This is a genomic window from Mesobacillus foraminis (genome assembly GCF_004340465.1).
GTDB classification, from domain to species: Bacteria; Bacillota; Bacilli; order Bacillales; family Cytobacillaceae; genus Mesobacillus_B; species Mesobacillus_B foraminis.
Window position 1 is genome coordinate 396,004 of the sequence record NZ_SLVV01000005.1, and the last position, 20,433, is coordinate 416,436.

Sequence of the window (20,433 nt, forward strand, 5' to 3'; positions counted from 1 at the left end):
CGAAGCAATGATTTGTGAGATCGAAGACAAGCCCTACTTAAGCTTATGCACGGCTTCGATGAACATGTCTCCTCTGACCTCAAAAGTTTTATATTGATCCCAGCTTGCACAGGCAGGGGAAAGGAGAACAACGTCTCCCGCATCGGAAAGGTTGAAAGCTTCAGGAACAGCTTTTTCAACATTATCGACGTGAACGATTGTTTTTATCCCTGCCGCTTCTCCCGCCATTTTAATCTTTTCTGCCGTCTGCCCAAAAGTCACCAGAGCTTTTACGCCATCAAGCGAAGGCACAAGCTCGTCAAAGCTGTTGCCCCGGTCCAGCCCTCCAGCCAGGAGGACAACAGGTGACTGGAATGCGGAAAGGGCCTTTTGGGTGGCCAATATATTAGTGGCCTTGGAATCATTGTAAAATTTACGGCCCCCGATTTCTTCTACAAACTGCAGGCGATGCCGAACCCCGGTGAAGGTTTTTAGCACCTTGATAATTGCCTCTTTATCTGCCCCGGCAAGCCTGGCAGCAGCGACTGCCGAGAGGATATTCTCAAGATTATGTTCTCCCGGAAGGGCAACTTCTTCCCGGCGGATGATTCTTTCTTCGTTAAAACAGATCCATCCGTCACTGACATATACTCCGTGCGATAATACTTCCCTGGTTGAAAAAGGAATCACTTGAGCCTGCGATTTTCTTGCAATTCCCATAACTTTTTCCTGATCTGCATTTACAATTAAATAATCGTCTTTTTCCTGATTTTCGGTAATCCTTGCTTTAGCCTGATGGTATTCTCCCAAGGTTCCATGATAATCAAGATGTGCTTCATATAGATTGGTTATAATCGCAATTTTTGGCTTAAAAGTAGAAATCCCCATCAATTGAAACGAGGACAGCTCAATTACAATCTTGTTTTCAGGTCCGGCTTCCTGTGCCACTCCTGAGGCAACCGTACCAATATTGCCTGCAATTAGAGGGTTTTTCTTCCCCGCTTTAAGCATATCAAATACCAGCGTGGTAGTAGTGGTCTTGCCATTTGTCCCGGTAATTCCTATAAAAGGAGCCTCAGAAATCTGATAGGCAAGCTCTACCTCTGTAATAACAGGAATGCTGTTTTGCATTGCCTTTTGGACCATTGGGTTATGATAAGGGATTCCCGGATTTTTAACGACCAATTCAAACCCTTCGTCCATTAATTCAACAGGATGGCCCCCGCAAACCACTTTGATGCCCTGTTCAAGAAGGCCCTGTGCCTCGGGGTTTTCTGACAAAGGTTTATTATCATTGACCGTGACGAATGCACCAAGCTTGTGCAGCAGGGAAGCCGCACTGACTCCACTTTTCGCAAGGCCAAGGACGAGTATTTTTTTATGCTGATAATTAGTTACTGCTTTCACTTATACCCACACCTCAATATAGATTCCAATAATGGCACATAAAAGACCGACAGTCCAGAAAGTGACCACTACACGCCACTCTGACCAGCCAATCAGTTCATAGTGGTGATGCAGAGGGCTCATTCTGAAAATCCTCTTGCCTGTTGTCTTAAAGGAAATTACCTGGAGGATAACAGACAATGTTTCTAGGACAAAGATTCCGCCAATAATAATCAGCAGGATCTCGAGCTTAGTAAGAATGGCTACTGTTGCGATGGCACCACCAAGCGCAAGTGAACCTGTATCACCCATAAATACCTTTGCAGGGTGGGCATTAAATACAAGAAACCCCAGTACTGCCCCCACTACAGCAACAGAAAAGATTGCGAGTTCATACTGGTCCTGGCTCCAGGCCAGGACTGCAAATGCACCGAATGCAATCGCAGCAGTCCCTGAAACAAGTCCATCAAGGCCGTCTGTCAGGTTAACGGCGTTTGAAAAACCGACCAGCCAAAAAATAACAAACAGCACATATGCCCATCCAAGATCAAAGGATAGGTCCGTAAGCGGCACACTGATTTCCGTTGAAAAATCACTCTGCCTGAATATAATGTAAAAAATTACAGAAATGACAATCTGTCCTAAAAGTTTCTGTTTTGAAGTAAGTCCAAGATTCCGCTTCATGACAACCTTAATAAAGTCATCAAGAAAACCGAGCAGCCCAAACCCCAGCGTTACAAACAATAGTAAATAGGTTTCAACTGTAGGCTCAGAGAATTTACCGATCATCACCAAGGTCGTGACCGTGATAGACAGCAGGATCATGAGGCCGCCCATCGTTGGAGTACCCGTTTTCTTCTGGTGGGATTTAGGTCCTTCTTCCCGGATGCTTTGCCCGAATTTAAGCCTTCTAAGGAACGGAATAAAAAGGGGAGAAAGCAGAACTGAAATTAAAAAACCCAGTAGAATCGTGAAAAAGATAACTTGCTCAAGCATTTTTACTCTCCCCTTTCTTGACAGACTTTTCCGGTATTACACCAAAGGTGTCCGGAATATCATATGTTTTTTGGGAGAGATACAGAAGTCTTTCGTTACAAAAATAATAGCTTATCAAATGATTGCTTTGCTTTTTTAAGTTGTCCATCGTTTTATTCTATTTTTCCTTTCTGCTTTATAGCTTTCAATGCAACTTCCCGATCGTCAAAATCAAGAATCTGATCTCCAACCTGCTGGTAGGTTTCATGACCTTTCCCCGCAATCAGGATGACATCCCCAGTCTGGGCATTGTTAACAGCATAATGAATCGCTTCTTCACGGTCAACTATCTTGATGTAGGACTCCCCTTCAACCCCTTCCTCCATATCAATGAGGATTTGCCCGGGATCTTCACTTCGTGGATTATCCGAGGTGAAGATTGGATTGCTTGCATATTCACACGCGATTTTAGCCATTAACGGCCGTTTGGTCCTGTCCCTGTCTCCGCCGCAGCCCACAACAACAAAAACTCTCTTTTCCGCAAACTGCCCCACCGTTTTCAACACGTTTTCGAGGCTGTCAGGAGTATGGGCGTAATCAACAATAACTGAAAAATCCTGGCCTCCATCTACAGGTTCAAAACGGCCTGATACCCCTTTTACACTTTCAATGGAAGAAATAATCCCCGCCAGCGGCAAACCTGATGCCAGACCAGTAGCAATTCCAGCCAATACATTATAAACGCTGAACTTCCCAATAAGCTGAATATTAATCTTATTCACTCCGAGAGGACTTACAAGTTCAAAAGAAGTGCCGCTCGCTGTCATGTGCACATTTGTTGCCTTCAGATCAGCGTGATTGTCTATTCCGTAGGTCAGAGTGTGGGCAGACGTAATCCTGGCATATTCTTCACTTGCCGGGTCATCCGCATTAAGAACAGCAAATTTGGGCTTATTATGAGAATAAGCATTGCCCAGCTGCGCAAATAGAAGGCCCTTTGCTTTTTTGTATTCTTCCATAGTCTTGTGATAGTCAAGGTGGTCCTGTGTAAGGTTTGTGAATACCGCCACATCATAATCCGTGCCATGGACCCTTCCATGAACAAGCGCATGCGAAGAAACCTCCATCACCGTAGTCTGAACCTCTGCATCTGCCATTTGCTTTAAGGTTTTTTGCAGCGTGAGGCTTTCTGGAGTCGTATTTTTTACCTCAAACGTTCTTTCCCCGATTTTTGTATACATTGTCCCGATCAGTCCGGTTTTCTGACCTGCATCTGCAAAGATTTTTTCAATCAGATGACTGGTGGTTGTTTTTCCATTCGTCCCGGTTATGCCAATCATATGGATCTTATGGCTTGGCTGCCCATAAAAAGCATCGGCCAGAACGGCCATGGCTCTAATCGTATTTTTCACCACGATGACAGGGACATTCAAATTTAAGTCCCTTTCAGCCAGAACGGCTGAAGCTCCATTGGCTACTGCCGACTGGGCAAAGTCATGCCCATCGACCGTATAGCCTTTGATACAGATAAATAAGCTTCCCTTCTGTACTTTTCGGTTATCATTTTCGATCGAAATAATCTCAGGGTTTTCCCCTTTATAGTCAACGAAAGGATGCAAATATCCCAATAGCTGATGTAGTTTCATATAATCAATCCTCTCCAAACAAACATGGCGTTTTATATTTTACATGATTAGGGCAAATTTAGCTATCATTCTCATTGAAAAGTCCAGGGAGTCCCCATCTTTTTCTCCCATAAAAAAAGGCGGCGATTTAAATTGCTTTATCGCCGCCTCTTCCCGCTATACTGTCATTCATATACGTTCGTTTTAGTCTTCTGTCATATAAAGTCTGATGGTTGAACCTTCTTTTACCTTTACCCCGGCGGATGGCGCTTGTTTAACCACCTTATCCCCTTCACCGCTGACATCGATCTTCAGGTTTACCATCATTTGCTGGATCTCCCTTTTTGTTAAACCTACCAGGTCTGGCACTTCGATCATTGGGGTATCAAGCCATGTCATCTCTTTTTCTATTTGATTTTTCCTTGGTTTCACATTCATTGCGTGCAGGCTGTCCTCGATAATATTACCGACAATGGGCGCTGCTACCACCCCGCCAAATTGTATGGTTCCTTTTGGATTGTCAACAGCTATATAAACGAGCAGCTCGGGGTCATCAGCAGGAGCGAATCCAATGAAAGACACAATATGGTTGTTCTCTAAGTATCTCCCATCCTTTGCTTTTTGGGCTGTCCCTGTCTTCCCGCCTACGCGGTAGGCTTCGACAAATGCATTTTTACCGCTCCCCTTTGCCACCACACTTTCCAAAGCATGTCTAATCTCTTTTGAGGTCTCTTCAGATATAACCCTTCTTTTTGCAACAGGGGTTTTCTCCATTACAGATTTTCCAGTCTCTGAATCAATCAGCTCTTTGGCAATATATGGCGTATAGAGGATCCCTCCGTTAATGGCGGCAGAAACCGCAGCCGCCTGCTGTATGGGAGTTACAGAAACCCCTTGCCCGAAAGCTGTAGTCGCCTGTTCAACTGGCCCTACTCTGTCCAGCTTAAACATGATACCTGTTCCCTCACCCTGAAGGTCGATCCCGGTTTTTTGACCAAAGCCAAAGTCTTTAATGTATTTGAACAGCGTATCCTTCCCTAAACGTTCACCCAGTTCAACAAAACCTGGGTTGCAGGAATTTTGAACCACTTCAAGGAAGGTTTGGGATCCATGGCCACCTGCCTTCCAGCAGCGCAGCTTCGCACCTCCGACTTCTGCAAAGCCAGGATCATAGAAATGTTCCTTTTCGAGATTAACCTTCCCTTCCTCCAAGGCTGCAGCCAAAGTAATGATTTTAAAGGTGGAACCGGGCTCATATGTACTCCAGACAGGCAGATTTCGATTGTATACCTCCTGGGGAACATTTTGAAAATTGGCCGGATCAAAACCAGGCCGGCTTGACATAGCAAATATCTCCCCGTTGTTCGGATCCATGGCAATTGCGATAATTCCATCCGGATTATACTTGGCTTCGGCAATGTCCAGCTCCCTCTCGACAATCGTCTGGATCTTGCTGTCAATCGTCAGACGGAGATCCATGCCATCTATCGGAGGCTGATAATCATCCGCCATGTCGTTCATCCGCTGGCCCTTCGCATTGGCATAAAACTGAACAGAACCTTCTTTACCTTTTAACTCCTTATCGTAAAAAAGTTCAAGCCCCATTAACCCCTGGTTATCGACTCCAGTAAATCCAAGCACATGAGACAGGTAGTTTCCAAATGGATAATGCCGTTTTGAATCCTCCCCAATATATACTCCCTTTAAGTCAAGCGCCCGGACTTCTTTTGCTTTTTCGTGTGATATTTTTCTTGCTTCGTTAATCCTGACGATGGAAGCACTCTTTGTAATGTATTGGTAAACCTTCTCTTTGGAAATGTTAAGGACTTTCCCAAGCTTTTCGGCCGTTTCCGCCGGATTCTCTATTTGCCTTGGAACAGTCCAGACAGTCGGGGCACTGATATTGGTTGCAAGGGCCACCCCGTTTCGGTCAGTAATTTCGCCCCGCTTCGGCTGAAATGGAATATTCCTGCTCCACGAACTTTTTGCACCGTCCGTTAACCACTCCCCCATAAAAAACTGGACATATCCGAGGCGGATGTCAATGATAAAAAAAACAAGGATACCTACCACCAGTACAAATGCCAGCCTTTTCCTGACCGTCACATTAGAAACTCGCATGAAATGAACAAACCTCCCTTATAAAAACAGCAACCAGCCCCCTGTCAGCAAAACTGCTGAACACTGATCGTTAAGGTCTATGCCTGCAACTAATTGATTTGGCATAGCTTGTTCAACTATATGCTTGTACCCTGAAGGATAGAACTTCAGCCCCTTAATCCGGAAGCACTTTGATTCGTATTCTCTAGCTCCCAAAAAAAAAAAAAAACAGAGGATCAGTCTGTGACTTCCTCTGTTTGTTCACTGTTTTCCTGCTTCTTTTTACTCTCTTTGGCTTTCTGCTCTGCTTCAACCTGCTGTAAAGGTGTTGCCAGTTCTACAATTAAATAGTCCCCCTGCTTCACTGTTGCCCCTGCTTTGATGCTCTGCTTTGAAACATAGCCGCTTCCTGCTTTATTCAGCTTTAAGCCTGCGGTCTGGGCAAACTTCATCACATCACGGAGGGACCATCCAGAGAGATCGGGAGCTGTAATCTTCCCGGAGGTTTTTATAATCACTCTTTCCCCCTCCAGCGCTTCGGTGCCGGAGGCAGGTGTCTGCCTTTCAACCCTCGCCCCTTGGCCAATCACTACTGGCTTAAGTCCGATATTTTTCAATTGTTTTTCAGTTTTCTCGACCGACATGTTTGATAGGTCTGGCACCTCATTGGATGTAACCTTTCCTTGCTTGGAAGGCTGGATATCCAAATATTGAAGACTGCTTTTCATTACAGTATTAAATATCTCAGAGACAGGGACGGAACCATTTGTGCTTTCATCTATTTCTGGCTGCTGTACAGCAACATACACAACTAGTTCAGGATCATCCGTTGGAGCCATCCCCAGGAAAGAAAATAAGAAATTTTCGTGGCCGGTCATATACCTGCCATCAGCCCCCGGAATCTGCGCTGTTCCTGTTTTACCTGCCACATCATACCCGTTGATTTTATAGTTGCCCCCGGTACCATCCTCGTCCGTTATGGTCGTTTCGAGAATCTCGCGGACTTCTTTGGCTGTTTCTGCTGATATAGGAGTTCCGGCGACTTGAGGTTTACTCTCTTCTATGACCTTTCCGGTATTTGGATCGACAATTTTGTCAATAATGTTTGGTTTCATCATTTTCCCATCATTTGCAACTGCTGTAGCTGCCTGCACCAGCTGAAGCGGGGTCACAGTCGTCCCCTGCCCAAACGATGTGGTAATCTTTTCTATAGGCCATTTATATAGAACCCTTCCGGATACTTCATCAGGCAGTTCAATTCCGGTTGGTTTGTCGAAACCAAAAGCTGTCAGGTAATCCCTGAAAGTATCAACACCAATCTTCTCATTCACCAGTGTTGCAACTGCCACGTTGGAGGAACGCTGAATTCCTTCCAGGTAACTGATCGGCCCCCAGCCTTTTCCTCCATTATGATCGCGAATCGCAACGGATTTCGGAGTGACCTTGTAGGTTCCTGATTTAAATAGCTCATTAGGATTAAAAACCTTTTCCTCGACCGCTGCAGAAAGGGTAAAAATCTTCATGGTCGAACCCGGCTCAATGGAGGTTTCTATGACCTCATTATGCCAGGATTGTTCCAGCCCTTCTCTTGTTTTCGGATGAAAAGTTGGACGCTGGGCCATTGCCAGGATATCACCCGTTTTGGGATTAGCAACGACTGCAATAATTTTCTCCGGACTATACTCCTTATCCACCCGATTAATGGCATCTTCAAGGAAAGTCTGGATTTTCTTATCCAGTGTAAGGTAAATATCACTTCCATTTGTTGCCGGTTTTATCTCTTTCTTTGCATCAGGAAGCAGGAAGCCCCAAAGATCATTTTCCACCTTAATGGACCCATTCTTTCCCGTTAAGTATTTATCGAAGCTTTTTTCGATTCCCAGTTGTCCGACAGTTTCCGTTTTCCCGGTTTCCTTCTCTTCTTTTTCCACATATCCAATGAGATGGGATGAAAAAACGCCATTTGGATAAAAACGCTTGGAATCCTGGGTGAAGATGATTCCAGGCATTTTCTCCTTTTCTATTTTCGCCTTAACCTGATGTGATATATCCCTGCCTGCCTTGCCGAATTCAACCTGGAAAACTCCTTCTTTCGTTAAGCGGTCATAAATTTCTGATTCGTCCATTTCAATATATTTAGCCAGCACCTCTGCTGTCTTTTCCGGGTCTTTAACATGCCGCGGCTTTTCCGGGTCGCTTGTCATCTTTTTATCCAGGATTGCGACAAGGGTATAGGCGGTTGTATCTTCGGCAATAACCTCTTTATTCCGGTCAAAGATCGTTCCTCTGGATGCCTCAATTACATTCTCCCTCGAATACTTTTGCTGGGCTCTGGCAGCAAGTGCCTGCCCATGTGCCTCGCCAGTAGCCTGGATGGTCGCAAATCTGTAAATTAAGATAAAAAAGAGCAGGCTGAATAATATAAATAACCCAGCTGCTCCCACATTCATATTTGGCTGTTTCTTTAACATCGTTATTGCACAACCTTAACATTATTCTCGTTCAATGTTAATCCAAGCTCTTTGGCCTTTTCCCAAATGCGCTCATATGTACTGAGCTCGCTGATTTGCATTTCGAGATCCCCGTTCACCTTCTGCTGTTCCTGAATGGAACTCTCAACAAGCTGGATTTCCTTGTTTGCTTCATAGATAGCCGCCTGTTTTGAAACGATGAACGCCGCTCCAATACAGACTAAAATACCGAAAGCAAAAAATAGAACTCTTTCTCCAGGGGACAGCCAGGCGTTTAGCTTCTTGACGGATGGTTTCAGCGATTTTACCGTTTGCTGCTGTGTCTCCTGTTGCAATGTTTTTGCAAGATTGCTCATCCTTTTCCCTCCTGTTTTTGTTGATTCGAATCTCTCTCTATTCAAACTGGCTAATTACAATTTTTCTGCGACCCTGAGTTTTGCTGACCTGGCGCGGTTGTTCGCTTCCAGCTCTTCGTCTGTTGGCAGGATGGGTTTTCTGGTTATTAATTTAACCTTTGGCTTGAACTCCTCTGGTATAATAGGCAGCCCCGGAGGAAGCGGCGGTATTTCGCTGGCCTTTTTAAAGGTCACCTTACAGATTCTGTCCTCTAAAGAATGGAACGTGATAACGCTTATACGCCCTCCTTTTCCAAGGATTTCAATTGCCTGGTCCAGAGACTTCTCAAATACTCCAAGTTCGTCGTTTACCGCAATTCTAATCGCCTGGAAGATTCTTTTGGCTGGATGTCCACCTTTTCGTCTTGCCGGGGCTGGAATTGCTTCTTTTATAAGCTCGACAAGTTCCCCGGTGGTTTCGATCGGCTTCGCTTCCCGTGCAGCCTCAATTTTCCTGGCAATTTGTTTTGAAAACTTCTCTTCTCCATAACGGAAGAAAATCTTTACAAGCTGCTCATAAGTCCACCGATTAATGACATCATACGCAGATGTATCAGCTTCCTGATTCATTCTCATGTCCAGCGGAGCATCGTGGTGATAGCTGAAGCCCCGTTCTGGAGTATCAAGCTGCGGCGAAGAAACACCAAGATCATAGAGAACTCCGTCTACCTCATGGATTCCCTGCTTTTCCAGCTCATCTTTCAGATGAAGAAAATTGCTTTTGATGATAACCAGCCTATCGCCAAATCTGGCTAATTTTTCTCTTGCACTTTCAATCGCTGTCTCATCCTGGTCAAAGGCAAAGAGCCTTCCATTTTCGGACAGCTTCGATAAGATGAGCTCGCTGTGGCCGGCACCACCGAGAGTACAATCCACATATATACCATTCGGGTCTATATTTAGCCCTTCCACCGCTTCTTCAAGCAATACTGTTGTATGTTTAAACATGTCTTACCCCTTTCCAATCGAACAAGGTAATATTATATCAGAATAATGTTACCCTTAAATATCAAACCCAATCATATTTTCTGCAATTTCAGCAAAAGATTCTTCAGATTGTGTAAAATATTCTTCCCAAATGGCTTGGCTCCATATTTCGATCCGATTGGAAACTCCTAAAATGACACATTCTTTTTCCAGCTTTGCGTATTGCAGAAGCGGGGCTGGTATGTTGATTCTCCCCTGTTTGTCAATTTCACTCTCTGTAGCACCCGAAAAGAAAAAACGGGTAAATGCACGTGCATCTTTTTTAGTAAGAGGCAGTCCTTTGAGCTTGTCCTCAATCACTTCCCATTCGGACAGCGGGTATCCAAACAAACATTGATCGAGGCCTCTGGTTATGATGAACATTTCTCCCAGTCCATCGCGCAATTTAGCGGGAACAATCAAGCGGCCTTTATTATCAATGTTATGATGGTACTCGCCCATGAACATACCTACTACCCCCACTTTCTTAATCCAATGTACCACATCCCTCCACTTTCTACCACATATTTTTAATTATTCTCCCCTTCCCCTAAAAAAACCTGCGAAGCATGCAATTTTCTTTCTCAAATTTTAAATCCTGCAAAAAAGGACAATAAAAAAAGACCTCATCCCATAGCTGAAGTCTCAGACTGTAAATAGTTCGATTAAAATCGAGTTGTCACAGTCTTTTTTTATTTTGTCTGGTTGTAAAACCGGGCTGTTGACTTCCGTTCCAGGCGTTTCGCTTTCCGCGGGGCAGGTGGTAAGCCTCCTGGTCGCTACTGCTCCTGCTGGGTCACACCTGTACCGCTGATCCCTTAGGAGTCTTCGCGCTTTCCACTCCAGTCATCAGGGTTTTATTAAAAGTCAAAAGGGGTTCAGAATGAGACCATTCCAAACCCCTTTAGCCGACAAACTGGGACCTCATCTCATAGATAAAGTCTACATTTTAATCACTTTATGCATGCCATCAAAAGTAAATTCCAGCTGCAATAACTCTGAGATAAAGTCAGTACCATACTGATTCAAATAATAGAATGGGTTCCAGACCCTCTCCTGCGGCGAACCTCCCGGCCTAAGAGCATTTTCAACCCTGGTGAATTTTTTCAGGATGGCATCATGTTTCCGGCAAACAGCTTCATCGATCTTTTTTTCCATGAAACTGATTTGTTTATGAAGAATATCCTCATTTTTTTTCACCAAGGGAAGCAGCCCTTTATCAAGATGTTCGACTTTACAATGAATGTAGCCATATTGAGTTGAGAGAGTTTGTCTGACCTGGTCAAATATGTCATCAAGCTCTTTATCTCTTTGGGAATCAATAAATTCCAGCTGGTGCCTTTCTGTTCCTGATTCCAGGACAGCTTGAAGCTCCAGATTCAATTCAGCAAGATCTGTTTCTACGGACCTGTCTAAAATCGTAATGTTCAGCCTTGGAACCAGGAGAGGCATCTTGATTTGAAAATGCTCAAACACCTGTTTCAATTCAGCCCAATAGGCAATTTCTCCCGGTCCCCCGATAAAGGCAAGAGTCGGAAACAGCCATTCCTGCATCAGAGGTCTTGTTACCACATTGTTGCTCAGGAACTCCGGGTACTCTGAAGCCATCTCCAGCAGTTCTTCCATTGAAAACTGTATATCTCCATTTCGCGCGGTAAAGACCCCGGCTTGAGAATCAAATTGCAGCAAAAGCCGCTCATTATTAAGCTCATCGTAATAAAATAGATTGGCGGCGTCCTCGCCTATATCAATAGCCGGTCTAAAACCTGCACGGTCAACCTTCTGCTGCTGGGCAAGCACACTTGAGGTGATTTCGGCATGATCGCGGATCATTTTCGTGAAGAATTCCTTTTCCAGCTTACGGATTCCTTTATTTCCGGAATCCACAATCAGCAAACCCGACTCTTTAAACATTTCCATGATCATCGAAGCAAAAAAATCAACAAATGTCAGTTCCTTAGCTGACGTTAAAGCTGTTTTAGCAAACTGCCTTAAATGATTGGTATGGTTTGTTTCACCGAAGGTTTCAATAATTTCTTCAACCCATGCAAGGCAGGTTTCCTTATTTACAGGAATATCAGTGACCATCTTTTTTTCAAGGTTTTTCTCTGGGTAGATCCATTTCTCGGGTTTATTGTTCTTCAACACATATACATGATTCACTTCCTGGTAATCATGGTCCTCTCCTGCAATCCAGAAGATTGGTACAACCGGTATCCCCAATTCCCGTTCCTTTTGCTGAGCCAATTTTATGATCGATATCACCTTATGTACTGAGTAGAGCGGGCCTGTCAATAGACCGGCTTGCTGGCCGCCAATGACAGCTACACTATTATCAAGCCGGAGCTTATCAATATTTTTCTCAATCTCGGCTGAATGAGGGAACTTTGACATAAAACCTTTTATATGGTCCGCAAGCTCCTGTCTGTAAAACTTCCGCCTGGTTAATTCGTCCAGACGCTGAATATAATCCGAATCGTTTTTATAATCATAATGAAAGAAGTTTTGGATATCCGAGCTTCCTTCCAAATAACCTGTTGCAAACCGATTTGCAGCCGGGAGTGAGAGATTCAAAATCTCCATTCAATTGTACTTCCTTTCTCGTAGACATTTTCGCTCTTTGTAGTATAGCATTGTTAGAATGGAAAATAAAAAGACTTTGATTCAGGACTCTTTATAGCCCAGCCACTTGCCAAAAAACCCGCTGGAACAGACCCAGGACAATAAGGACGAGGTAGGCAAGGGAAAACAGCAAAAAGTTAAACCTCCAATAGCCCCTGAACACCCGAAGGAAATCAACTTCCTGACGGTACTTCCAATGAATCACCACAAATGTCAAAGCAAGGATCACCAGAATAAGCATAATCAGCCATAGAAACGACTTCTCGCAAATAATCATGATTAAAAAATGGACGGAGATTATAAATAACAGAGTGCTAAAATCAATTGCCCTGTGGACGGACCTGCGATGGTTTTTAGTCAGGTGTTTGCTGAAAATGAAAACAATCAGATACCCTGCTAATGGCACTGTCACGAATGCAGCGGCAATCATGGAAATAAACTCAGCCACTCCTTAAACCCTCCCCCTGAATCTCCTCTCCTTTAATGAGAGTATAATAATTCCGAATTAGCGGAGCAGCCTTTTGCTTTTTCTCGGCCACTTCTAATACATAGCCAAGGATTGCCTCTATTTCTGTTGGCTGGCCAGCCTCTATATCCTTTAGCATCGAGGATCTGTTTTTTTGGGTGTTATGGCAAATGGAAATCACATTGCTGAAATATTCTTCTTTTCTTTCCAGTTCTAGTACTTCAGCCGTCTCGTCAAAAACACGGCAAAGGATTTGATAATAAAAAGGATTTTCAAGAAGTGTTCCGTTTGTGACTCGGAAAGCAGCAGTCAGTGGATTGATCACCGCATTTACCACCAGTTTTTGTACCAACAATGAATAATAATCCCGTTCCACCTTAAGAGAAAACTCCGGCGGAGCTTCGGATGACAATTCGGAGAGAAGTTTCCCTTCCCCTTTAAAAACCGCACATTTCGTAACTCCTGCCCCATTATGGGAAACTTTATTTGGAGCATCCCTCACAGCACCATGCTCTACGGTACCAACAAAAATGGCTCTTGCCTTTATATCTTGCAGGAGCTTGAGGTGTCCCATGCCATTTTGTAAAAAGAGCAGGCACATCGAGTCTAAAGGCTGCTTTTTAAGGACAGCAAGGATGCCGGGAAGCTGATACTGCTTAACTGCAATAATGACAATATCGTCCGTTCCTCTCCATGCAGAGAAGGACACCGCTTGGATCTTCCTGCATTCACTCAAATTCCCTCTCACAAGATTGACACCAGTTTCATTTATTCGTTCAGCCTGTGAAGGAGTCCGTGTATAAAGAGTTACCTTATGAAGTGAGCTCAAGTAAAAAGAAAACAGCAGACCGATTGAGCCCCCTCCAACAATTCCTATTTTCATAAAAAAACCCCGATTCCAATCTTTAGTCCTATTTTATCAGAATTTATACAATGTATGGAAGATGGGTTATGTGATCAAGAAATGCTGGGTTCTTATGAGCAATGCTTATTAGCATATGCTGCAACCCAGTTACGAAAGCGGATTCCAATTTTTATGCAGAACTTTTAGTTTATTTATAATATAATTAAAATGGGACGGAAATAGGAATCATCTGATAGTAATGCAGTTATATTGGGGGGATTGACGGTGAGACACAAAGTAGAAAAATTAAGAATCAACTATAAGACTTTAGAGGATTTTAAAAAGTTTAAACAGTATGGACAGCAGGAATTATCCATGCTGGAAGACCTGGAAGCCAACATGATTGAAAATGACAGCGACTCACCTTTCTATGGCATTTACTTCGGGGATAAGCTTGTTGCCAGAATGAGCCTTTACCGGATTCAAGCCAAGTATGACCGTTACTTTGAGCCCAGGCAGGATTATCTGGAACTATGGAAACTCGAAGTTCTCCCGGATTATCAGGGAAGAGGCTATGGAAAAGCTTTAGTAGAGTTTGCGAAAACATTTGGACGTCCGATTAAGACAAACGGGAGAGTCAATTCCTCGGAATTCTGGAATTCCATGGGCTTCACCCCTGCCACCTATGACGTGGAGCGGGATCGAGGCGAAAATCCATTCGTTTGGTATCCAACCGGAGTGAAAGAGCAGGAAAATTAATAATTTAGGGAAAACAGTCTTCGTTTGGGATTGGAAGAACGAATGTAAAAAAAACGCCGCATGGATGGCCATCGGCGTTTTTCCCATTTATTGCTCAAATCCTGCCTTACTCCTGAACATTATGTTTCTTTAATTGTAACCATCTTTCTTGCCCGCTCCATAATTTCAAGCAATGCACGATGGTCGCTTTCAATGGCCCTTAACTCCGCCACTAATTTTTTGTTTTCATCAGACAAGTAATAGATTTGGCCTTCAAGATCTTTAATTTTTTCCGTATAAGTCTCTATATTCAATTCCTGATGTTGTGCTCTTTCAGCCTTTTTATATAAATCTTCGAGATAGCTCATAATCACATTAAAGCTTAGCTTGTCAGCTTCTTCCGGCTGGGATGCTTCTTCTGTTTGAGGAATAGCCGCAACATCGTCAATCTCGGCTGCCGCCTTCTTTGACTGCTTTTTCAATTCTTTCCGCTGCTGCTTCGCCAGTTCTATCCCGGACTCGTATTGTTTGCGGACAAATGAGTTCCATCGGAAACCACAGGCTGCACCCGTTCTAGACAGCTTCTTTCCAACCTCATCGAAAGCCTTGAGCTGAGTTCCCCCTTCGCGTATATGACGAAGCACGGTTTCTGCCAATAATAAATCTTCATCCTGGGACCAGGCATCCTGTCGGGTGATAGGCATTTTGGATATCCCTCCTAGTGTTTTTTATTCATTCTTATGCATCTGCTAGGAAAGATAGACTGTTATTTTAAATGGTACGGCCTCACAATATGTAAAAGAGTTTAGAAATGAGTCTGCCATCACCCTGCAAGAATCTTACTTTTTTAGAAAGGACGCAACCTTTTCGTGATGAACTTCCTTCTCCCATAAAGCCGCACAATTCTTTACTTCTTCCTCCATTCTTTCAAGAACAGAGGCATTTGCCCATTTTTTCCTGAGCATTTCTTTGTAGGCAGTAAGGACAGCGCCATCTTTATCCAATAATTGCTCTAAAAAAGCAGAACAGTTTTCCATGTGATCGCCTTCGTATATTGAATCAAGAAAGCCCAGCTCTTTTAATTCTCCTGCTGAATAGAGACGGGCATCTGTCAGCATTTTTAATGCCTTTGAGGCCGAAAGCTTTTCTAGAAGGATGGTTCCTCCGCCCCAGCCAGTGGTTATGGCTAGATTCCCCTGTATAAAGCCAGCCTGAATTCCCTGCTTTCCAATTCGAAAATCACAGGCTGCAGCAATTTCACATCCTCCGCCAACGGCTGCCCCATTTATGAGTGCCACTGTTGGTTTAGGCAGCATAAGTAAATCACCAATAATCCTGGACATTTTTGACAGCATCCCGAATGCCTCTTCCTCGGTTTTTAACTCGTGAAAAACAGAAAGATCACCGCCAGAACAAAAGGCTTTATCCCCATTCCCCGTGATCACCAAAGCCTTTACATCAGGACTGGCAGCTTCCTGAACCGCCTTTTCGAGTCCCTCCATAACCTTGTAATTAACGGCATTCCTTTTTTCCTGCCGGTTTATCGTAAAAATGAGCAGGCCCTGTGGTCCCTTCGATATTAGATACTCCATCCTTACCCTCCTAACTCTGTGGTTCATCCCTATTATATCTTGCAATTCAAGCATACAAAAAAGCACAGGACAAATCCTGTGCTTTTTAGATGAAAAGAAGTTACAAGAACATCCTTGTAAATTAGTCGTTAACGACTTCTTTTCCTTTGTATGTTCCACATTCCTTACATACACGGTGAGCTAATTTCATTTCACCGCAGTTAGGGCATGCTACCATGCCTGGAACCTGTAATTTAAAATGAGTACGGCGTTTTCTTTTTGCAGTTTTAGACGTTCTTCTAAATGGTACAGCCATTCTTCCCACCTCCTTAAAGAGTTTTAAAGGTAGTTTATGAAGGCCAGTCCGAACTGGTGCTTCATTCTTTTTTTGGTTCAGTTGATTCTAATCATCCTTAGTGTCGGTCTGCTCAAAAAACTTCGCTAATTCTGCAAGCCGCGGATCCACTTTTTTCTGGTTGTCCTCTTCATGGATCACTTCCCAGTCCTTTCCTGACTGTGGAGCGCCTTTCTGGTTTGGATCATCATCACAGAAAACCTGCAGCGGTACCTCAAGCAAAAGTATTTCCCTAATGACAGGCATCAGGTCAATGACTTCGCCTTTTACTTGGTGGACCTCCTCTTCTGTTTCATAATCAAGAGGGGAAAGAAGGAAGGTTTCAGTTGTCTCAACATCTATTGGATAATTGACATCAACCAGTGTACGAGAACAAGGAAGGATAAGGTAACCTTCGATACGTATATGGAAAGTTACTTTTGTTGCACTAATGTCAACCCTGCCCGTTATATGCATCGGAGACACGTCACGAATAGATGGATCCGTTTCTTTGATCTCATCTGCCCTGACCGTTTCGTCAAGCGGAAAGTCCTTGTTTCGATATTTTTGTAACTGACTAATTGTCCATTTCATAGAATCACCCCAAGGCAACAAAAGTAATTATAGCTTTCGCCAATCTATTTGTCAATATTTTTTCTTTACAGTATACTTTATACGATAACACACGACTTTAAACATTTTTTTCGCCTTACATAATTACTATACAGGCCAGCACGCGAAAAAGGAATAGGAGTTGCAATGAAAGCTGTTGGAGTAATTGTTGAATATAACCCCTTTCACAACGGTCATAAGTTTCATCTGGAGCAGGCAAAAGTGATATCAGGATCAGAAATCGTTATTTGTGTCATGAGCGGCAACTTTTTACAGCGCGGTGAGCCTGCCCTTGTTTCAAAATGGAATCGTACAGAGATGGCTCTTTTAGCTGGCGCCGATTTAGTATTTGAATTACCCTACCGTTTTGCTACACAAAATGCGGATATTTTTGCAAATGGTGCCGTTTCTCTGCTTGAAGCTTCAGGCTGCGATTCCATTTGCTTTGGCAGTGAGTCCGGAGATATAGAAGCTTTTATTAATACGCTCGATTTTCTTGAGAAGCATGATGCTGAATTCCAGCAACAGGTAAAAGAACAAATTTCACTTGGAGTAAGCTACCCGAAGGCCGCGGCCCTAAGCTTCAAAAAGCTCTCCCCGGAACAGGACTCCGATTTGCTCGATCTCTCAAAGCCCAACAACATACTGGGTCTCCAATATGTATCTGCCATCAGAAAACAAAAGTCAGGAATGACTCCAATCACCATTGCCAGGAAGAGTGCAGAATATCACGATGAGAACTTCGCATCAGAAACGATTGCAAGCGCAACCAGCATAAGGAAATCCTTGTTCTCAAACCATGGATCACCTGAGAACATCCGTCCTTTTATGCCCCAATCCTCCTTTGAACTGCTGGAAAAATATAAACAACAGTTTGGGTGTTTTCATTCGTGGGAGAATTACTGGCCTTTGTTAAAGTATAAACTGCTTCAAACCAGTCCAGAAGAAATGAGGAATATCCACGGTGTTGAAGAAGGGCTCGAGCATAGACTAGTCAGCACAGCATTAGAATCAGACACCTTTCTTGCCTTTATGGAAAGAGTTAAAACGAAGCGCTATACCTGGACAAGATTACAGCGGGCCTGTTTGCACATCCTTATGAATGTTAAGAAAGCAGAAATGGAGGATGCACAAAAATCAAGCTACCTGAGATTGCTGGGCATGACAAATAAAGGACGGGAGTATTTACAAAAAGAAAAAAAGAACCTTGGTTTGCCTCTTGTCTCGAAAACATCTGCCAATCAAAGAGAACTCGAGCTGGACATCAGGGCCTCAAGTATTTATTCTCTGGGCCTTCAGGGGAGAGAGCAGCGCATGCTCATGAAAATGGAATACTCACAGCCACCGATCATGATAGGTGCTAACAAAAAAACAAGCTGACATCAGCTTGTTTTTTGCTGCAATTTTTCCAGATAATCCACCGCTTCATCAAAATTATTGACTGGAACAATTTCCATATTTGTACCAATATCTTTTGCGGTTCGTACAGCGGCTTCATAATTGGAATCGTCTGCCCCGTTTTCAGACGGTGCAAGGAAGATTTCAGCTCCGGCTTTATCTGCCGCAATAATCTTTTGCTCTATTCCTCCAATCCTTCCTACCGTCCCATCAGGGGAAATCGTCCCTGTTCCAGCAATTTCACGTCCCGCAGTCAAATCTTCTTCTGTCAGCTGATTGTATATTTCAAGTGAAAACATAAGCCCGGCAGAAGGGCCGCCGATTTCGGCCGTATCTACGCTGACTTCCGGGTCGACCTCAATTTCTTTATCATCAACAGGAACTATTCCAATCCCTGCTTTCTCGCTGCCGCTTTCAAACTGCTTTAAGGCAAGGGTGACATTTTTCTCTTTGTTTTTATGAGTTACTGTTAATGTAACTTTCTCCCCCGACTTCTTGCTCCCAATGTATTCGATGAATTCAGCTGATGATGTAAATGACCTGTCATCGATCTTCAGGATGTGGTCTCCTGGAACGAGATTTCCATCCGCCGGCATCCCGGGTACAACCTGAAGGACATAAACACCTTTATATTCATAATCAACAGGAAGCCCTGCTTTTTTATAAGCTACTTCAATCGCATTGGCCTTCGAATTATCCATCATATGAAGCTGGCGGCTTGTATACTCTTCATCCGTTTCATTTTCTGCCCTGATGGCTTCGAGAGGGTAAATTTCCTGATATTTGCTCAGATGTGCAAGTATATAGGAATAGATATTCGCCCTTCCCATTCTAATAGTGGTCAGCATGAAGCTGCCCTCTTCGTCATATCCGCCTTCAACGTCAATAATCGGCTCAAGCTCCTTAGCCATGCCCGGCTTGGATACATAGAACGGCAAGTAGATAAACACACTTGCCAAAAGCAGTATACTTAGGAGTATAGTAAGCCGAAATGATGCTTTTTTGCTCATTCAGTTTGAGGCTCCTTCCATTGCTCAATTACCTGTTTGATTTTTCCAATCTGTTTAACCGTTTCTTTTTCACCATTAGCAATAATATCATCAATATTGGTAAAAGCCCTTGAGCTGTACATCTCTACTCTGGGCTTAATCATAATATCGGATGCTATCTCCCTTGTGGCAACTAATTCCATTTGCATAATATCGATGCTTTGCATGATGACATCAAAGATTGAAGTAATTTCAGCATTTGTCTTTACGTGGGAAACATCTACAGCTATCACAATATCCGCTCCCATCTCCTTCACTACAGAAACCGGAATCCGGTCTATTACACCGCCATCGATGAGCAAACGGCCGCCCAGTTTCTCTGGTGTAAAAATACCGGGGATAGCAATGCTTGCCCTTACAGCATTTGCTATCGGGCCGTCCTTAAACACAACCTTTTCACCCGAAACTAAATCAGTCGCCACTACGGCTACAGGTATATCCAATTCTTGTATCTCTTTACCATGAGTAAAGATCCTGATTAGTTCCTTTACTCTTTTCCCTGCGATAAATCCCATTTTGGGAACAGTGAAATCAAGATAATACTTTCGTTTAAATGCCCTTGAGAGTTTATAAAGCCTGTCAACATCAAGACCTGCTCCATAAAAACAGCCCACCATTGCTCCCATGCTGCTGCCTGCAATCATATCAATCGGGATTCCCTCATCCCGAAGCACCTTAATTACCCCGAGATGGGCAAACCCCCGGGCTCCTCCTGATCCAAGTGCTAACCCGATTTTTGGACGCCTCAAAGAATTTTCCTCCTTTGAATCAAACTTAACCTCTAAAACGGGAACATTCACTGACCTGTAAATTTAGCTTGTTTTAATTTATGGTCTATTTTAATTGCATGCGAGTATATTGGTTTATAGGACAAGGCTGTAAAATCTCCAATAACGGTTCCA

19 protein-coding genes are annotated in these 20,433 nt (G+C 43.6%); 2 read left to right on the forward strand and 17 right to left on the reverse strand.

Annotated features, from left to right (window positions below):
* Positions 1 to 33: 33 nt before the first annotated feature.
* The 11 genes from murD to EV146_RS10845 all read right to left on the reverse strand — a co-directional run bounded on the left by murD (position 34) and on the right by EV146_RS10845 (position 13,868).
* Entirely contained in the window at positions 34 to 1,386 is a 1,353-nt protein-coding gene (gene murD, locus EV146_RS10795) for a UDP-N-acetylmuramoyl-L-alanine--D-glutamate ligase (RefSeq protein ID WP_132005720.1), read from the reverse strand.
* Positions 1,387 to 2,361, reverse strand: a complete 975-nt coding sequence (gene mraY / locus EV146_RS10800; RefSeq protein WP_132005723.1) for a phospho-N-acetylmuramoyl-pentapeptide-transferase — start codon at positions 2,359 to 2,361, stop codon at positions 1,387 to 1,389.
* A gap of 152 nt (positions 2,362 to 2,513) precedes the next feature.
* Complete coding sequence (locus EV146_RS10805) at positions 2,514 to 3,986, reverse strand: UDP-N-acetylmuramoyl-L-alanyl-D-glutamate--2,6-diaminopimelate ligase (protein ID WP_132005726.1); 1,473 nt, start codon at positions 3,984 to 3,986, stop codon at positions 2,514 to 2,516.
* Between the two features lie 183 nt (positions 3,987 to 4,169).
* Positions 4,170 to 6,086: a stage V sporulation protein D gene (locus EV146_RS10810; RefSeq protein ID WP_132005729.1), complete on the reverse strand. Its 1,917-nt coding sequence runs from the start codon at positions 6,084 to 6,086 to the stop codon at positions 4,170 to 4,172.
* 215 nt (positions 6,087 to 6,301) lie between these two features.
* A complete protein-coding gene (locus EV146_RS10815) occupies positions 6,302 to 8,536 on the reverse strand; it encodes a penicillin-binding protein (RefSeq protein WP_132005732.1) in 2,235 nt (744 codons plus the stop codon).
* A 2-nt stretch (positions 8,537 to 8,538) separates the two neighbouring features.
* Complete coding sequence (ftsL, locus tag EV146_RS10820) at positions 8,539 to 8,892, reverse strand: cell division protein FtsL (protein ID WP_121609352.1); 354 nt, start codon at positions 8,890 to 8,892, stop codon at positions 8,539 to 8,541.
* Positions 8,893 to 8,946: 54 nt separating this feature from the next.
* Positions 8,947 to 9,879, reverse strand: a complete 933-nt coding sequence (gene rsmH, locus EV146_RS10825; RefSeq protein ID WP_132005735.1) for a 16S rRNA (cytosine(1402)-N(4))-methyltransferase RsmH — start codon at positions 9,877 to 9,879, stop codon at positions 8,947 to 8,949.
* Between the two features lie 54 nt (positions 9,880 to 9,933).
* The gene (gene mraZ / locus EV146_RS10830; protein WP_121609354.1) at positions 9,934 to 10,365 is read right to left on the reverse strand and encodes a division/cell wall cluster transcriptional repressor MraZ; all 432 of its coding nucleotides are present in this window, start codon (positions 10,363 to 10,365) and stop codon (positions 9,934 to 9,936) included.
* 474 nt (positions 10,366 to 10,839) lie between these two features.
* Positions 10,840 to 12,480 carry a bacillithiol biosynthesis cysteine-adding enzyme BshC gene (gene bshC / locus EV146_RS10835; protein WP_132005738.1) on the reverse strand — a complete coding sequence of 547 codons (1,641 nt, stop codon included), beginning with the start codon at positions 12,478 to 12,480 and terminating at the stop codon, positions 10,840 to 10,842.
* Between the two features lie 91 nt (positions 12,481 to 12,571).
* Positions 12,572 to 12,967, reverse strand: coding sequence for a DUF3397 domain-containing protein (locus EV146_RS10840; RefSeq protein ID WP_241993886.1), 396 nt, complete (start codon positions 12,965 to 12,967; stop codon positions 12,572 to 12,574).
* A complete protein-coding gene (locus tag EV146_RS10845; protein WP_132005741.1) occupies positions 12,960 to 13,868 on the reverse strand; it encodes a 2-dehydropantoate 2-reductase in 909 nt (302 codons plus the stop codon). Before EV146_RS10845 ends, EV146_RS10840 begins: the two co-directional genes overlap by 8 nt.
* 246 nt (positions 13,869 to 14,114) lie before the next feature.
* Here EV146_RS10845 and EV146_RS10850 point away from each other — a divergent pair, with 246 nt between their 5' ends.
* Complete coding sequence (locus EV146_RS10850) at positions 14,115 to 14,588, forward strand: N-acetyltransferase (protein WP_121609357.1); 474 nt, start codon at positions 14,115 to 14,117, stop codon at positions 14,586 to 14,588.
* Positions 14,589 to 14,707: 119 nt separating this feature from the next.
* On the opposite strand, the gene EV146_RS10855 is transcribed toward EV146_RS10850, so the two are convergent.
* The 4 genes from EV146_RS10855 to EV146_RS10870 form a co-directional block, all read right to left on the reverse strand.
* Positions 14,708 to 15,271: an RsfA family transcriptional regulator gene (locus tag EV146_RS10855; RefSeq protein WP_132005744.1), complete on the reverse strand. Its 564-nt coding sequence runs from the start codon at positions 15,269 to 15,271 to the stop codon at positions 14,708 to 14,710.
* 135 nt (positions 15,272 to 15,406) lie between these two features.
* Positions 15,407 to 16,159 carry an enoyl-CoA hydratase/isomerase family protein gene (locus tag EV146_RS10860; protein ID WP_132005747.1) on the reverse strand — a complete coding sequence of 251 codons (753 nt, stop codon included), beginning with the start codon at positions 16,157 to 16,159 and terminating at the stop codon, positions 15,407 to 15,409.
* A 121-nt stretch (positions 16,160 to 16,280) separates the two neighbouring features.
* Positions 16,281 to 16,454 carry a 50S ribosomal protein L32 gene (gene rpmF, locus EV146_RS10865; RefSeq protein ID WP_046522242.1) on the reverse strand — a complete coding sequence of 58 codons (174 nt, stop codon included), beginning with the start codon at positions 16,452 to 16,454 and terminating at the stop codon, positions 16,281 to 16,283.
* 87 nt (positions 16,455 to 16,541) lie between these two features.
* Positions 16,542 to 17,066: a YceD family protein gene (locus tag EV146_RS10870; protein ID WP_132005750.1), complete on the reverse strand. Its 525-nt coding sequence runs from the start codon at positions 17,064 to 17,066 to the stop codon at positions 16,542 to 16,544.
* Between the two features lie 165 nt (positions 17,067 to 17,231).
* Between EV146_RS10870 and EV146_RS10875 the strand changes: the two genes are divergently transcribed.
* Positions 17,232 to 18,464 (forward strand): nucleotidyltransferase, encoded by a 1,233-nt coding sequence (locus EV146_RS10875; RefSeq protein WP_132005753.1) that lies wholly within the window; start codon positions 17,232 to 17,234, stop codon positions 18,462 to 18,464.
* A gap of 2 nt (positions 18,465 to 18,466) precedes the next feature.
* Here EV146_RS10875 and EV146_RS10880 read toward each other — a convergent pair whose 3' ends face one another.
* Both EV146_RS10880 and EV146_RS10885 read right to left on the reverse strand, forming a co-directional pair.
* Positions 18,467 to 19,492 (reverse strand): SepM family pheromone-processing serine protease, encoded by a 1,026-nt coding sequence (locus EV146_RS10880; protein ID WP_132005756.1) that lies wholly within the window; start codon positions 19,490 to 19,492, stop codon positions 18,467 to 18,469.
* Positions 19,489 to 20,280: a patatin-like phospholipase family protein gene (locus EV146_RS10885; protein WP_132005759.1), complete on the reverse strand. Its 792-nt coding sequence runs from the start codon at positions 20,278 to 20,280 to the stop codon at positions 19,489 to 19,491. Before EV146_RS10885 ends, EV146_RS10880 begins: the two co-directional genes overlap by 4 nt.
* Positions 20,281 to 20,433: the final 153 nt, after the last annotated feature.